We start from the raw sequence: 13,987 nt of genomic DNA on the forward strand, positions 1-13,987 counted from the left end.
ATGGTCCAGCATCGGAGATTTGGAAATCTGTTGCCCCACCTCGTGCTGCTGGCCGGCGTGATCGTCGTCGCCTTCCCGGTCTATCTCGCGATCATCGCATCCACCCACGACAACACCATCATCGCCAACGGACAGATGCCGCTCTATCCCGGCACTCATGCGCTGGAAACCTATTGGAACACCATCTTCTCCGGCACCGGACGGACCACGCGCCAGCCAGTCGGCAGCATGATGGTGGCGAGCCTGATCATGGCGATGGGCATTGCCGCCGGGAAGATCGCCATCTCGATCATCTCGGCCTACGCGATCGTGTTCTTCAATTTCCCGTTCCGGATGGCGGCGTTCTGGACCATTTTCATCACGCTGATGCTGCCGGTCGAAGTGCGTATCTTTCCGACCTACAAGATCACGTCGGACCTGCACATGCTGGATTCCTATTCCGGCCTGATCCTGCCCTTGATCGCGTCGGCGACGGCAACGCTGCTGTTCCGCCAGTTTTTCATGACCGTGCCGAAGGAATTGGTGGAGGCCTCGAAGATAGATGGAGCCGGTCCGATCCGCTTCTTCTGGGACACGCTGTTGCCGCTGTCGGTGACAAACATTGCGGCGCTGTTCGTCATCCTCTTCATCTACGGCTGGAACCAGTATCTCTGGCCGCTTCTGATCACGACGCGCGACGACATGCAGACCATCGTCATCGGCATCAAGAAGATCATCGACGTGCACGACGCCCTGACCGAATGGTCCGTCGCGATGGCCACCGCGGTCCTCGCCATGCTGCCGCCGGTGGCGGTCGTCCTGCTGATGCAGCGTCTGTTTGTCAAAGGCCTGATCGAGACGGAGAAGTAGGCCGATGGCCAATGTAACGCTGCGCAACGTTCGCAAGGCCTACCCCAACGGCTTCGAGGCGATCAAAGGCGTCAATGTCGACGTTGCCGACGGCCTGTTCTGCGTGCTGGTCGGCCCCTCCGGCTGTGGGAAATCGACGCTGCTCAGGATGGTCGCCGGGCTCGAGACCATCACCTCCGGCGAGATCGACATCGGCGGCCGCATCGTCAACCAGATCGAGCCGGCCGAACGCGATATCGCGATGGTGTTCCAGAACTACGCGCTCTATCCGCATATGAGCGTCTACAACAACATGGCCTACGGGTTGCGCAATCGCGGCATGCCCAAACCCGAGATCGATACCCGCGTGCAGGAAGCCGCCCGCATCCTCGAGCTCAGCGCCATGCTGGGCCGCAAGCCTGGACAGCTCTCCGGCGGCCAGCGCCAGCGCGTGGCGATGGGCCGCGCGATCGTCCGCCAGCCGAAGGTGTTCCTGTTCGACGAGCCACTGTCGAACCTCGATGCCAAGCTGCGCATCGCGATGCGCGTCGAGATCCGCAAACTGCAGCGCCGTCTCAACACCACATCGATCTACGTCACCCACGACCAGCTCGAGGCGATGACGCTCGCCGACATCCTCGTGGTCATGAATGCCGGCCAGGTCGAGCAGATCGGCAATCCGCTCGAGATCTACCAGCGGCCGGCGACCACCTTCGTCGCCTCCTTCATCGGCGCCCCGCCGATGAATTTGATGCCGCTGCGGTCGGACGAGCTGAGGTCGCAGATCGCTGATGTCGATGGCGCCGGCATCGTCGGCATCCGGCCCGAGGATTTCGTCATCTCCAGCGAGACCGCTCCCGGCGGCGTCGCGCTCGGGCTGACGGTCGAGGCGATCGAGCATGTCGGCGCCGAGACCTTCGTCTATGGCACCCGCCAGCGCGAGGAACAGGGCGTCGCCGCGAACCCCGGCGAATTGCCGCCCGGCGAGGTCATCGTCCGGGTTCCCGGCGCCACCGGCCCGGCCATCGGCGAGCGGATCAAAGCGGTCGCGTCCCGCGACAAGCTGCACCTCTTTACCGCCGATGGCCGCAAGCGGGTCGGCCAGTGACCAACCGGGAAGGGATAACCGCCGTCCTGCAAGCCATTTGCGCTGGTTTCAGAGGCGCTTGAACGCTATCCAAATCACCCCATATTGGCTTTTGATCGGGGGGCAAGAGGCCCGCCGATTGCATGGGGTGCCGCAAGGGCCCCTCAAAGTCGCTTCGAGAGGACTTTGTAATGTCTCGTGTTCCATCGTTGTCCAGTCCGTTCCTTCTGGGATTCGACGAGATCGAGCGTGCGCTCGACCGCGTCGTGAAGGGCGCCGACGGCTATCCTCCTTACAACATCGAGCGGTTCGACCGTACCAACGGTCAGCCCGAGCGCCTGCGCATCACGCTGGCGGTGGCGGGTTTCACCCGCGACCAACTCGATGTGACCATTGAGGAAAACCAGCTCGTCATCCGCGGCCGCCAGCAGGACGACAAGGCTCGGCAATACATCCATCGCGGCATCGCCGCGCGCCACTTCCAGCGCACCTTCGTGCTGGCGGAGGGGATGCAGGTGTTGGGCGCGGACCTGAAGAACGGGCTGTTGTCGATCGACCTGGCCAGGCCGGAACCTGAACGGGTCATTAAGACAATCGCTATCAATGAACACGAATAATAGAAACCTGGAGCGGACTCGACCGCTTGTATCACTGAGGAGTCGAGACCATGAGTGAGCTGAGTACCACATTCGAAACCGAGAGCGTCACGCCGGAAGCGCTGGCTCACCTGGGCGAGGGTCATATCGCCTATGTGAAGCAGGTCCGTTCGGAGGATGTGCCGGATCTCTTTCCGCAAGCGCCGAGCCTTGCGCCGGGTTTGAAATTGTTCGCACTCCACGCCGCCGACGGCACGCCGATCATGCTGACCGACAGCCGCGAGGCCGCGATCGCCAACGCCTGGAGCAATGAGTTGCAGGCCGTGAGCGTCCACTGACGCAAGGCTGAATTCAGCATCCGCGAGTTCAAATGCGCGGGCATGCCTCGACAGGAATCGAGGCGGCCCGCGCATTCTCATTTATGGTGTTACGGCGATGCGGCCGATGGAGCGAGGAGCGGCGCCATGCACTGCTGCACCTCGCCGGGCACGTTGTAGTCCCGCATCAGCGTGCGGCTGTTGCGCAGACCGCACGCCTCCCGCTGCACCACGAACATCCAGAGCGCGTGGCCGGCTTCCCTCACCAGGAGGCGCCGGGCCTGCTGCGTTGCTTCAGAGCGCGGATGAGCGGCATCGAACTCCCGCAGCCTGGCGAGGGCCTCTTCCAGCGCACGTCCCATTCGCCCAAGCGCGGTCGCCTTCTCTTCGGCGAGCTCATAAGAGAGAACGTCGACGGGAACACGATCAAGGCGAAAATCACGGGACATCCGATATCCCCTGGGTCGCTGCGCAATGCGGACGCCTGTCTTCTGGCGGCGCCCGCCGGTTGTCAATAGATGCTCATGCCGGCCGCTGGCTCGCCGGTGAAACCGTCATTCGCTTCGCGGCCGCGCTGCTGGTTTCATCGCGGGCACGTTGACGCGACATCGTCCATCGCAATGCGAGACAACAGATAGAGGGTTGCGGGATAATAGAACCGACCGTTGTACGCAGGCTCGCCGGATGAGGCCCTTGCACAAGTCGCCAGGGCTGCGATCGCCTGGTAGTCGGGATCACTCAACGGTTCGGCATTGTTGCCACTGTCGACCTCAACGACCGAGCCGCCCGGTGCGAGCGCCGCGGCCGCATCGCTGTGCAGGCCCCAGGCGAGATAGAGCGGAATCCGGATCGCGTCATATCCGAATACGCGCGGGAAGGAAGCCGCCGGTGCCGCGCCGTCATGGGCGAGCGATATCCAGTTCGTCGGCAGCCGTCGCGGACCGAAGCGCGCGGCTGCAACAAGCCTCAGGCCCGCATCAGAGAGCCGCGTCCAGTCCACGGGACCGGCATGCCGCCGCAGATAATTGAAGGCCGGGAAGATCCAATAGGACAGATTGACGACGGGACCGTCGGAGCGACTGGAGGCCCCAAATCCGTCGGCGCCCGGCAACAGAACCGGTCCGAAGCGGCTGTTCACGACGAGCTTCGCGGCGATCGCGTCAACGGTGCGCCGGGATGCGTCGCCGTAGTGCTGAACACTCCATTTGTCGGCGGCTTCGGACAGCGCCCAGGCGATCAGCACATCGCCGTCGCTTGCGTTGTTTCGATCGGTCACGTGCGGGACGGATTTGGGATCCCATCGCCAGGCTGCGAGCCCGTCATCGCGGACGAGAAGGTGCGCGCTCGTCCACCGCCAAATTCGCTCGAAAGTCTCCCGATCGTTCATGCGCTCGGCGAGCAGCATGCCGTAGCCCTGTCCTTCGCTGTGGCTGATGCCGCCATTCGCATTGTCGACCACGCGTCCCTCGGGGGCGATGAAGGACTGCCGATACTGTCGCCACGCCTGCTGCAACTCGTCGCGCGGAGCCTGCGTCAGCGGCTGTGCTGGGCAGCGTTGGCTCAGCAATCCGGCAATACCCATGAACAGTGCGATGATCCTTCCCGTGCTTCCCGACATGATCGCGCGTCCCACTCAGCTGGCGATCCGGCCGGCGATCGCGGCAAGCACGCCGGTAAATCGAAAGTGCTGCGGCGAGATCTGATACGGACCGGAGAAGAGCTTTCGTATGATCGCTTCGCCGATTGGCGGCGAAGCCTCGAACGCGATCTCGGCCGTTCTCTTCCCTGTCCGGATCAGCCGAGACGGAATCGGCGCCTCGATCGTGCTGAGCCGGACGGTGCACGGCGCGCCAACCGGAATCGATGGCAGCCCCTGCAGCGTTGCGCCGGTGTCCGACAATACGAGCATGCGTGCTCTGTAGACCGCCGAGCCGACCATCAACGTCACCGCCTCGTCGGCCCGGAACCCTTCGAATTTCGGGCGCGGCAGTTCGATGCAGGTCAGTGTAGTCACCAGCAGCACCGTCATGTTGTAGTAGGCCCAGAACAGCCAGATTGGCGCGCTCCTGTCTCCGTACACCGGGCTGAACGGATATTGCGTGCCGTACACGATGGCCGACAGGGTCAGGACGAGCAGAGGCAACAGCACCTTGAAGAAGATTGGCCCTTGCACCGTCACCCGATCTCGCGCGCGCCCCTTCGCCGTCACCCTGAACTTTTGTCCTGCCGGCCTGAGAAACCCAAAGACCGCTGCCTTCATCGCATCGACCGCGACGAGGAGCTGCGCGGCATCGGTCACGATCGGCAAAACCCTGCCCGATGTGATCCAGGCCAGCGTCGCCACGGCGGCGCAGATCGACGGACCGTAATGCATCAACACACCATCGGCATCGGCGTAGATCACGGCGGCTCCCGTCAAGCCGTAGACGACGGGCGCCGCAAGGCACATGATCCGGAACGGAAAGCTTGGGCCCCAATAGAGGAAGGCATCGAACAGGGAAATGCGGTCGATGAGCGGGAGCCTCGCCCGACCAAACGGCCCCCAGTCGCCGCGCGCGATCTGCATGAATCCAATGCACCAGCGGCTGCGTTGGGTGATGTATTCCGACACGCCCTCCGGAGCGAGCCCCATGCTTAGCCGTTCGTTCAGATAGACGGTCTTCCAGCCGGCGGCCTTCAGTTTCAGCGACAGCAGCATGTCTTCAGTGACGCTTTCGGTCGGAACGCCGCCGATGGCTTCGAGAGCTTCGCGCCTGCAGATCGACGACGTTCCACAGCAGAATGCCGCACCCCAGGCATCCTTCGAGGCCAGCAGGACGTCGAAAAAGAACCTTTGCTCATCAGGCCAGTGCGACGACGCCCGGAAGCCGTGTTGCAGCGGATCGGTATTGAAAAAGTGCTGAGGCGTCTGCACGCAGCCGACCGACGCATCCGCAAACAACGAGACGGCGCGGCTCAGGAATTTCGGCTGTGCCACGAAGTCCGCATCCAGCACCGCGATGAATTCGGCGGGCTGGATCGCATGTCCGAGTACTTCGATCGCATTGTTGATGTTGCCGGCCTTGGCATGCGAGTTGCCGGTGCGCACGAGATAGCCGACGTCGCGCCGCCTGCAGAGGTCCCTGAGCCATTCGCGCTTCCCGTCATCGAGCACGTAGACGCGGTAATTGTCATAGTCCTGGGCCTGCGCGCCGATGATCGTTCGCTCGAGGATTGCGGCGTCCTCGTCGTAAGTCGGAATGAGTAGGTCGATGCGCGGTCGATGCGTCGTGACCCAGCTCTGCGCACGGTCCGCCTCCGGCCGACGATCCCTCGTCCTGGCAAGGAAGAAGAACAGCAGCATGCTGCTGACCGTGCTGAGCGCTTCAATCGACGCGAACAAGTAAGCCCATAGCGTATCCAAATCGAACGAAAATGGTGGCAGCGTGCTGGTCAGCCGCCAGGCCAGTGTTCGTCCGATCAGCACAAGGCAGACAGCGCATGGCAGAGCACGCTCAAGGCTGCTGCGCGGATCAAGCATCGGCAGCACGAGCACCGCAGCGCCGACCGTAACCAGGGTGGGAGCAAGACTGCCGAAATCGATCATTGACCTGCCCAACCGGAGGAGCGAGAGCGGATGATTCAGTGATTGACGAAGCGGTCTTGGAGCTCGACCAGGGTCGCTCTGGCTGTCTTGCCCCACTCACTGGCGGTCCTGCCCAGGTCACTCGCCGTTCTTGCCCACGTATTCTCGGAATCGAAGGTCACGCGGCCTGGCTTTCCGACCGGACATTGCTCGCCGGCGTGTCTGTCCGAATCCAGCGCAACCATCAGGTTGTAGCGCGCATCGGAGGGTGTCGGAGGATCCAGCGCCGCCTGCACGCGCGTGCCGAACTCGCGGTCTGCGACGCCGGCCCATACCACCGTCCCATGCCAGGCAACCGGCTGTCCCTCGCTGTGGAAGGAGGCGGGCTCGCCTTCCCGGATCGCTCCATATCCTCTTTGTGAGACAGCGATGCTCGCAAACAGCTGCTTGCAGTCGATGACCCGGGCTAGCTCATCTCCGGCACGTACGAACTGACCACTTTCCGCGCTGATACTCCACAGCAGGCCTGACACCGGTGAAGCGAGATCGGCCTCGACCGCGGAGTCGGCACCGGCATCGGTCGGACGAAGCGACCGATTGTCACCGTTGAGCGACGCGATCAACGACTCCTGCTGTTGCGATTCCGCCTTGAGCTCGGTGATCCGCAGCGCGACCTGATCGGCGCGCTGTTGGGAATAGGAGGAATTGTTGTATCCGTCGGTGAGATAGGTGCCATTCTTGGCCGCCGCGACCTCGACATTCAAGCTATCCAACTTCTTATCGGCGGCCTCGCGGTCGAAGCGCGCAGCGTTGGCGGCTTGCTCGGCGGCCGTGACCGTGTCCTTGAGCGCAAAGCCTCGCGCGAATTCGCGTCGCTGCCGGCTGACGATGGTGGCGGTCGAATGTTCTTTTGCACGACTTGCTTCGGCGGCAGCCTTTGCTTCCGAAAGCTTGATGTTGAGTTGCCTCAACCGCGCGTCGCGGTATTCATCGGCCTCGCGGCGAAGCTGATCGTACTGGTTCTGCAAACCATCGATCTCGGCTGCAATGGCTTGCACGCGACCCCGCGCCTGCGCGACCGTCTTCGGCCCGCTGGTGTCGTGCGCAGGAGATAAGCTGACGGCGAAGCGTCCGATCGGCTCGCCTTTTTCGACCGCGGAACCGCGATGCAGCGAACCGAACGACACATACCCGTCCTTTGGCGCCCGAATGACCGCGACCTTTCCATTGACGACTGCTGTCGCGCCTTCCGAGGCACTGTACGTCGAGAACATGGTCCAGCTGCCAAGTCCGAGCATTCCAATTCCGAACACCATCTTTGTTCCGCGTCGAATCATCGAGCATTCCTTTCATTCCCGCTGCTTGGTCGGCCAAGCTGCGCACGCTGCGTAACTCGCTCTGTAACTCCTGGGCTGTCTGTCGCTTTTTGTATGTCGTTCGCGGTCGGATTGCCGTGAACGCGGTCGATAGAACTCCGTTCCTAAATCGCACACGCCGGCGCAGCGAATTCACCAAAACGGCGCAATCCGCTGGCCTGCCTTAGCCGAACGATTGAGAAGCAAAGGTTGGCGCCGCACGGCCCGACGACTTCGCGTCGCGCGTTCATCTCTCTGAACGAAAGTCGAATGGACCGGGAACCGCCGACGCCGGGCGCGACGCACCGGGTTAACTGCCCGAGCGACCCGCCAGCCGCGCGCGGATATCGGGCTTCAGCACCTTGCCGACCCTGGAGCGCGGGAGATCGTCCCAGACCTCGATCTGCTTCGGCGTCTTGACACTGCCGATCTGCTGCTTGACGAAGGCCGCGAGCGCAACTGCATCGATGCCGTGACCGGCGCGCGGCTGCACCACGGCGACGATGCGTTCGCCCCATTTGTCGTCGGGCAAACCGATCACCGCGCAATCCTGCACCGCCTCATGCGCGCGCAACGCGTTCTCGACCTCGATCGAGTAGACGTTGAAGCCGCCGGTGATGATCATGTCCTTGGCGCGGTCGACGATGTAGAGATAGCCGTTGTCGTCGATGTAGCCGATGTCACCGGTGTGGTGCCATCCATGCGCCGAGGCCTCGGCCGTGGCTTCGGGATTCTTGTAGTAGCCCTCCATCACCAGCGAGCCACGCACCACGATCTCGCCACGCGATCCGGTCGGCAACAACTTGCCCTCACCGTCCATGATGCCGGCCTGGACCAGCGGGCCGATCCGGCCGGCCGACGCGAGGCGCTGCATCGCGATCGTGCCGTCGGCATTGTAGTGCTCGTCGGGCGCCATCATCGAGATCATCATCGGCGCTTCGGTCTGGCCGAACAATTGCGCCATCGGCCCGATCCGCTGCAACGCTTCCGCCAGCCGCGCAGCCGAGATCGGGGCGGCGCCATACCAGAAGCATTGCAGCGAGCCGAGCTTCGCCCGATCCAGGCTGGGATGGTCGAGCAGCATGTAGATCACGGTCGGCGGCAGGAAGGTGTGCGTGACGCGATAGCGCTCGATCAGCGCGAGGAACTCGCCGATATCAGGGTGATGCATGATCACGATGCGGCCGCCGAGCGTCATGATCGGAAAGCAGAGCACGCCCGCGGCATGGGTGAGCGGCGCCAGCGCGAGATAGATCGGGCGGCCCTTGAACGGGTAGCCGATCAGAGTCAGCGCCGTCATCGCCTCGATGTTGCGCCCCGAGAGCATCACGCCCTTCGGCTTGCCCGTGGTACCGCCGGTGCCCGGGATCATCGCGAGATCGTCGATCGTCTCACGCTGATAGAAATCGTCGGTGAGGCCGGCGAGCCAGCGCTCGAACGACGGCGCGAAGGGCAACTCGGTATCGAGGCAGACCAGCGCGCGCAGCTTCGGCAGGTCCTGTCTGACAGCTTCGACCATGGGAGCAAAGCTCGAATGAAACAGCAGCAGGCTGCAATCGAACTGGTCGAGGATGAACTTGTTCTCGTTCGCCTCGTTGCGCGGATTGATCGGGCACCACACGGCAGCAGCGCGCGAGATGCCGAACACGCAGGCAAAGGCCAGCGGATCGTTGCCGGAGAGGATCGCGACCTTCTCGCCGGGAGCAATGCCAGACCGGTCGAGCCCGCGCGCGATCCGATAGCTGAGCTGCTGCACCTCGCGGTAGCTGAGGTCGCGTCCATCCATGGTAAGGCACGGCGCGTCGGCACCAAGCGAAGCGCCCTTGTCGAGATAGTCGATGAAGCGCATGGTCGATCTCGCGTGAGAGGCGGGTGACGCGCGACTGCGCCACCCGCGATTTACTCAATCGTGCACGGTCACGATCGGCTTGCTGACGAGCCCGAAGCTGCGCAATTGCCCGAGCAGCTCGCGATGGCCGAACGCCTGGCATCCGGAAGCAAAGCCTGTGCGCTTCGGCGGCTGTTGCAGCAGCGCGAATGCCGCATAGGCCTGCAGCATGCCGGTCTGCTTGTAGTTGCAATTGCCGTGGATCACGCAGTGCGCGCGGCCAAGCGGCCCGGATGCGTGCACCGAGTCGATCGAAGTGTTGACGCGTGGATTTTCGCGCGGCGGCATCGAGGCCTGCAGGGTGGCGGCGATGTCGGCCAGCGCCTTCTCCTGCTCCACCGGCGGCAGCGGCTTGATCTTCTCCTTTACCATCTGCGTGGTCTGCACCACGCCTTCCATCACCGGGCGCGCGAGCACGCCGCCGAGCACGCGGCAATTGCTGACGCGCGGATCGTTCTTGAACCAGACCGGATGCGCGGTGCCGCCCCACGGCACCGCGATCGCGGTCTCGTGCTGGCCCGGCACGACGACGTCGGCGCGCGTGGTGACGTCCCATTCGACGAACTTGTTCTGCTCGAGGTAGTACCAGTTCGCCTTGAGGATGGTGAAGATCGTCTGCGTCGAGGCGTAGGTCGGGAAGCCCTTCCAGAACACCAGGATGTCGAGCGTGTCGAGGCCGGGCGTCTCCAGGCAGATATTGGCGGCGATCTCACCGGTCGTGTACATCTGCGCCAGATTCGGCGACAGCAGCAGGCCCTTCTCGGCGAACGCCTTGCCCCATTTCTCCTGGGCCAGCAGCACCCAGTCCTGTTCGCCGGTGGTGTCGGTGTAGTGGCAGCCGGCCTGCAGCGCGGCTTCCACGACTTCCGATCCGTATTTGATGAACGGGCCAACCATGTTGCTGACGACCCGCGAGCCGCGGAACAGTTTCGTCAGCGACTCGACATTGTGCTCGACGCCGACGACCTCGTAATCGGCGGTTTCGATGCCGGGGATTTTCTCCACCACCGCCTTCACCTTCGCGGCGTCGCGGCCGGCGGCGATGAAGGGGATGTTGTACTCGCGCAGATATTCGCAGACCAGGCGGCCGGTGTAGCCTGAGACACCGTAGACGACGACGGGCTTCTTCTCGCTCATGGCGATCCTCCGAAATGATTGCTGTTGCGCGCGTGGCTACATGCCCATGCCGCCGTCGACCGGCAGACCGACGCCGGTGACGAAGCGCGCATCGTTCGAGCACAGGAACACGGCGGCGTCGGCGATGTCGCTGACCTCGGCGAGGCGGCCGAGCGGCGTTTGCTCAACCACCGAGCCGACGGCGGCATTGACGTCGGGTGCGAGTCCGATTTTCACGATGTCGTTGGCGAGCTGCATCCCCATGTCGGTGGGGATCAGGCCGGGATAGATGCAGTTGACGCGCACGCCGTAGCCGAGCTTGCCGGCTTCCATCGCCGCGACCCGCGTCATGCGATCGACCGCGGATTTGGTGCCCGAGTAGACCGCGATGCTCGGGAAAGCAATCGTCGCCGCGACGGAGGCGATGTTGACGATCGCACCGCCCTTGCCGGCCAGCCCGCCCGGCCGCATCGCGCGGAAGGCGTGCTTCATGCCGAGCACGGTGCCGACGATGTTGACGTCGCACATCCGCCGCGCGTCCTCCGCCTTGATCTCGCTGACCAGCGAGGTGATCTCGATGCCGGCGTTGTTGATCAGGATGTCGTAGCCGCCGAGCGTCGCGACAGTGGCCGCGACGGCCCTTTCCCATTGCGCGTCGTCGGTGACATCGAGCTGGGCGAAGCCGGTCTTCACGCCGACCTTGCCAATCTCGTTGGCGGTCGACCTGCCGGTCTCCTCGAGAATGTCGGCAATCATGATCGCCGCGCCGGACCGCGCCAGTGCCTGCGCAATGGCGGCTCCGATACCCCGGGCGCCGCCGGTGACCAAGGCTTTCCTGCCTTCAAGGCTCTTCCCACTCATGACGTACTCCTCCCTTGCTGGTGATCGATGGGTGCTGCGGCCAAGGGCAGCACGTGCCGGCGGACTGAGCGCCTTCGGGCGGCAGCAGTCAGGTCCGCTGATCGGCGGAGCGCAGCATTGGCGCTCCGGCGGCGTAGACCCTCCCTGTTCGGCGTCTTGACGACTGTCCAAATTAGTTCGCCAAACCTCCGCCGGAAGCTTGACACTTGTCAAGATGAAATTTGACAAGTGTCAAAAGGAGTGGTTGTGAGGGGATGGAGCGCCGCTGCTGGCGCGCTATAAGACTTTCAAGGGACGGAACGGAGGAAAGGCAGGAGATGGCGCGGCAGGTAACGGCCCAACGGGTGGCGGTAGCGGCCGAGGCACTGCGCGACGAGAAATTCAACGCGCGGCGAATCGAGCTTGCGGAAGCCGCGCTGGAAACGCTCGGCGAACTCGGCTTCGCGCGCACCAGCCTGCGCGAGATCGCGCAGAACTCCGCGTTCACGCACGGCGTGTTTCACTACTACTTCAGCGACAAGCTCGACCTGATCTGCTGCTGCGTGCGGCACTACAAGGCGAAATGCGTGACGCGATATGACGAGGTCGTCGCGACGGCGAAGACGCGCAAGGAGCTGACGGACGGCTTTCTCGCCAAGCTTGTGACGACGCTGCGCGAGGACGCGCGCATGCACCGGCTGTGGTACGATCTGCGCTCGCAGGCGATGTTCGAGGCCGCGTTTCGCAAGGACGTGCTCGAGATCGACAAGAGCCTGGAAGCCATGATCTGGCGCGTCGCCTCACGCTATGCCGAGCTCGACGGCAAGCGGCTTGCGACATCGCCGGCCGCGCTCTACGCGCTGTTCGACGGCCTGTTCCAGAGCGCGCTGCTCCGGCATCTCGCCAACGATAAGGCGGCGATCCCCGAGTTCCTCGACGAGGTCAGGCGCATCCTGCCAACGATTTGCTGAAACGATTGCGAAGCGCGTGGCTTGCGACGCCTCTCGCGGGCAACGCCGGAGACGACTTCTGATTAAAGAATGTTACGCCGCGCTCGCGGGCGGCAGCGCGAGCACCGAGTAGATCGCCTGCGCGTCGCGCGAGGCGCGCAGCTTCTTGGCGACGTCCTGGTCGCGCAGCAGGCGGGCAATGCGCGCCAGCGCCTTGAGGTGGTCGGCACCGGCGCCTTCCGGCGCCAGCAGCAGGAAGATCAGGTCGACCGGCTGACCGTCCATTGCCTCGAAATCGATCGGGCGTTCGAGACGGGCGAACAAGCCGAACAGCTTCTCCAGCTTGGGCAGCTTGCCGTGCGGAATGGCGACGCCATAGCCGACGGCGGTGGTGCCAAGCTTCTCGCGCTGCAGCAGCACCTCGAAGATCGCGCGTTCGTTCTGAGCGGTCAGAGCCGAGGCACGCGCCGCGAGTTCCTGCAGCGCCTGCTTCTTGCTGATGACTTTCAAAGCCGGGAGAATCGCCTCGGGTGCGACCAAATCGGTAATCGGCATTGGGACGTTCCGAGGTGAATGAGACCGTCAGGTTGCGAGATAGGCGTTACAGCGTCGGCGTCAAGAAGGTGAGGTGGGATACGGGCTTAGCCCCGGTCCTGGTTGGCAGGGCTTCTACTCCAACGCATCGGCAGTGCCAACACCTGCGGACCCTGTTCCGCCCCCTATCCGGGGCGGCGGACCATAAGCAGGGCTGGCTTCCAAGGTCAATGCCATCCACCATAATATCTCAGGGGGTAACCGCCGGGGGATCGACCCAGCCGACATTGCCGTCCGTACGACGGTAAATGATGTTCACCCGCCCGCTGCCGCCGTGCTGGAACACCAGGCAGGACGCGCCCGACAGGTCCAGCTCCATGACAGCTTCGCTGACCGACAGCCGCTTCAGCGCGGTGGTTGCTTCCGCAATGATCACGGGGCTGTACTCGGTGACCTCGTCCTCGTTCTCGGGCGCCTCGATGACATAGCTCGGCGCATCGAGCCCGACGCCGTTCAGTTCGGCGAGTGCGGCGTTCGCGGCATAGGCCTTGCGGGCCGAGCGGTCCTTCAGCCGGCTCTTGTAGCGGCGCAGGCGCTTCTCGATCATCAGGAGCGCGGCGTCGGCGCTGGCATAGGCGTCGGTGGCGTTGGACTCGGCTTCCAGCGTGATGCCGGAATCCAGATGCAGCGCGCAATCGGTCCGGAAGCCGAAGCCATCCTTGCTCAGCGTGATGTGACCGGAATAGTTGCCATCAAAGTACTTTCGCAGGACCTCGTCGGTGCGCTCGCTGACGCGCGCGCGAAGCGCTTCGCCGATGCTGATGCTCTTTCCCGAGATTCGAAGGGTCATTTGATGCCTCGATTGCTGGATGCCTCGATCACTCTCTTGCCGGAGCATGATGGTTTTCTGG

Annotated in this window: 14 protein-coding genes; 5 read left to right on the top strand and 9 right to left on the bottom strand. The window is 63.6% G+C overall.

All coding sequences use genetic code 11. From position 1 onward, the window contains the following. The 4 genes from ugpE (at position 1) to MTX23_RS00515 (ending at position 2,849) form a co-directional block, all read left to right on the top strand. Positions 1-849, top strand: coding sequence for a sn-glycerol-3-phosphate ABC transporter permease UgpE (gene ugpE / locus MTX23_RS00500; protein ID WP_280974699.1), 849 nt, complete (start codon positions 1-3; stop codon positions 847-849). 4 nt (positions 850-853) lie between these two features. Then, complete coding sequence (locus tag MTX23_RS00505) at positions 854-1,936, top strand: sn-glycerol-3-phosphate import ATP-binding protein UgpC (protein WP_280974700.1); 1,083 nt, start codon at positions 854-856, stop codon at positions 1,934-1,936. Positions 1,937-2,106: 170 nt separating this feature from the next. Beyond that, on the top strand, positions 2,107-2,532 hold the full coding sequence (locus tag MTX23_RS00510) for an Hsp20 family protein (RefSeq protein ID WP_280978327.1): 426 nt from the start codon (positions 2,107-2,109) through the stop codon (positions 2,530-2,532). 50 nt (positions 2,533-2,582) lie between these two features. Then, entirely contained in the window at positions 2,583-2,849 is a 267-nt protein-coding gene (locus MTX23_RS00515) for a DUF1150 domain-containing protein (protein ID WP_280974701.1), read from the top strand. Between the two features lie 89 nt (positions 2,850-2,938). Here MTX23_RS00515 and MTX23_RS00520 read toward each other — a convergent pair whose 3' ends face one another. The 7 genes from MTX23_RS00520 to MTX23_RS00550 all read right to left on the bottom strand — a co-directional run bounded on the left by MTX23_RS00520 (position 2,939) and on the right by MTX23_RS00550 (position 11,613). Continuing rightward, on the bottom strand, positions 2,939-3,277 hold the full coding sequence (locus MTX23_RS00520) for a DUF6665 family protein (protein ID WP_280974702.1): 339 nt from the start codon (positions 3,275-3,277) through the stop codon (positions 2,939-2,941). A 134-nt stretch (positions 3,278-3,411) separates the two neighbouring features. Then, positions 3,412-4,446 carry a glycosyl hydrolase family 8 gene (locus tag MTX23_RS00525; RefSeq protein ID WP_280974703.1) on the bottom strand — a complete coding sequence of 345 codons (1,035 nt, stop codon included), beginning with the start codon at positions 4,444-4,446 and terminating at the stop codon, positions 3,412-3,414. A gap of 15 nt (positions 4,447-4,461) precedes the next feature. Further along, positions 4,462-6,414, bottom strand: coding sequence for a glycosyltransferase (locus MTX23_RS00530; protein WP_280974704.1), 1,953 nt, complete (start codon positions 6,412-6,414; stop codon positions 4,462-4,464). 35 nt (positions 6,415-6,449) lie between these two features. Beyond that, positions 6,450-7,730, bottom strand: coding sequence for an HlyD family secretion protein (locus MTX23_RS00535; RefSeq protein WP_280974705.1), 1,281 nt, complete (start codon positions 7,728-7,730; stop codon positions 6,450-6,452). Between the two features lie 328 nt (positions 7,731-8,058). Continuing rightward, positions 8,059-9,597, bottom strand: coding sequence for an AMP-binding protein (locus MTX23_RS00540; RefSeq protein WP_280974706.1), 1,539 nt, complete (start codon positions 9,595-9,597; stop codon positions 8,059-8,061). Positions 9,598-9,651: 54 nt separating this feature from the next. Beyond that, a complete protein-coding gene (locus MTX23_RS00545) occupies positions 9,652-10,773 on the bottom strand; it encodes a DUF5938 domain-containing protein (RefSeq protein ID WP_280974707.1) in 1,122 nt (373 codons plus the stop codon). Between the two features lie 36 nt (positions 10,774-10,809). Continuing rightward, complete coding sequence (locus MTX23_RS00550; RefSeq protein WP_280974708.1) at positions 10,810-11,613, bottom strand: SDR family NAD(P)-dependent oxidoreductase; 804 nt, start codon at positions 11,611-11,613, stop codon at positions 10,810-10,812. 317 nt (positions 11,614-11,930) lie between these two features. On the opposite strand from MTX23_RS00550, the gene MTX23_RS00555 reads away from it, so the two are divergent. After that, complete coding sequence (locus tag MTX23_RS00555) at positions 11,931-12,563, top strand: TetR/AcrR family transcriptional regulator (RefSeq protein ID WP_280974709.1); 633 nt, start codon at positions 11,931-11,933, stop codon at positions 12,561-12,563. A 72-nt stretch (positions 12,564-12,635) separates the two neighbouring features. Here MTX23_RS00555 and ptsN read toward each other — a convergent pair whose 3' ends face one another. Beyond that, positions 12,636-13,097, bottom strand: coding sequence for a PTS IIA-like nitrogen regulatory protein PtsN (gene ptsN, locus MTX23_RS00560; protein ID WP_280974710.1), 462 nt, complete (start codon positions 13,095-13,097; stop codon positions 12,636-12,638). 229 nt (positions 13,098-13,326) lie between these two features. Then, the gene (gene raiA / locus MTX23_RS00565) at positions 13,327-13,926 is read right to left on the bottom strand and encodes a ribosome-associated translation inhibitor RaiA (RefSeq protein WP_280974711.1); all 600 of its coding nucleotides are present in this window, start codon (positions 13,924-13,926) and stop codon (positions 13,327-13,329) included. Positions 13,927-13,987: the final 61 nt, after the last annotated feature.

Source organism: Bradyrhizobium sp. ISRA436, from assembly GCF_029910015.1.
Lineage (GTDB): Bacteria > Pseudomonadota > Alphaproteobacteria > Rhizobiales > Xanthobacteraceae > Bradyrhizobium.

What these genes read in the sequence shown, in the direction of transcription:
- ptsN (WP_280974710.1), bottom strand. Translation starts at nt 13,097, where the DNA reads ATGCCGATTACCGATTTGGTCGCACCCGAGGCGATTCTCCCGGCTTTG.
- MTX23_RS00555 (WP_280974709.1), top strand. Translation starts at nt 11,931, where the DNA reads ATGGCGCGGCAGGTAACGGCCCAACGGGTGGCGGTAGCGGCCGAGGCA.
- MTX23_RS00530 (WP_280974704.1), bottom strand. Translation starts at nt 6,414, where the DNA reads ATGATCGATTTCGGCAGTCTTGCTCCCACCCTGGTTACGGTCGGCGCT.
- MTX23_RS00550 (WP_280974708.1), bottom strand. Translation starts at nt 11,613, where the DNA reads ATGAGTGGGAAGAGCCTTGAAGGCAGGAAAGCCTTGGTCACCGGCGGC.
- MTX23_RS00525 (WP_280974703.1), bottom strand. Translation starts at nt 4,446, where the DNA reads ATGTCGGGAAGCACGGGAAGGATCATCGCACTGTTCATGGGTATTGCC.
- MTX23_RS00540 (WP_280974706.1), bottom strand. Translation starts at nt 9,597, where the DNA reads ATGCGCTTCATCGACTATCTCGACAAGGGCGCTTCGCTTGGTGCCGAC.
- ugpE (WP_280974699.1), top strand. Translation starts at nt 1, where the DNA reads ATGGTCCAGCATCGGAGATTTGGAAATCTGTTGCCCCACCTCGTGCTG.
- raiA (WP_280974711.1), bottom strand. Translation starts at nt 13,926, where the DNA reads ATGACCCTTCGAATCTCGGGAAAGAGCATCAGCATCGGCGAAGCGCTT.
- MTX23_RS00515 (WP_280974701.1), top strand. Translation starts at nt 2,583, where the DNA reads ATGAGTGAGCTGAGTACCACATTCGAAACCGAGAGCGTCACGCCGGAA.
- MTX23_RS00505 (WP_280974700.1), top strand. Translation starts at nt 854, where the DNA reads ATGGCCAATGTAACGCTGCGCAACGTTCGCAAGGCCTACCCCAACGGC.
- MTX23_RS00510 (WP_280978327.1), top strand. Translation starts at nt 2,107, where the DNA reads ATGTCTCGTGTTCCATCGTTGTCCAGTCCGTTCCTTCTGGGATTCGAC.
- MTX23_RS00535 (WP_280974705.1), bottom strand. Translation starts at nt 7,730, where the DNA reads ATGATTCGACGCGGAACAAAGATGGTGTTCGGAATTGGAATGCTCGGA.
- MTX23_RS00545 (WP_280974707.1), bottom strand. Translation starts at nt 10,773, where the DNA reads ATGAGCGAGAAGAAGCCCGTCGTCGTCTACGGTGTCTCAGGCTACACC.
- MTX23_RS00520 (WP_280974702.1), bottom strand. Translation starts at nt 3,277, where the DNA reads ATGTCCCGTGATTTTCGCCTTGATCGTGTTCCCGTCGACGTTCTCTCT.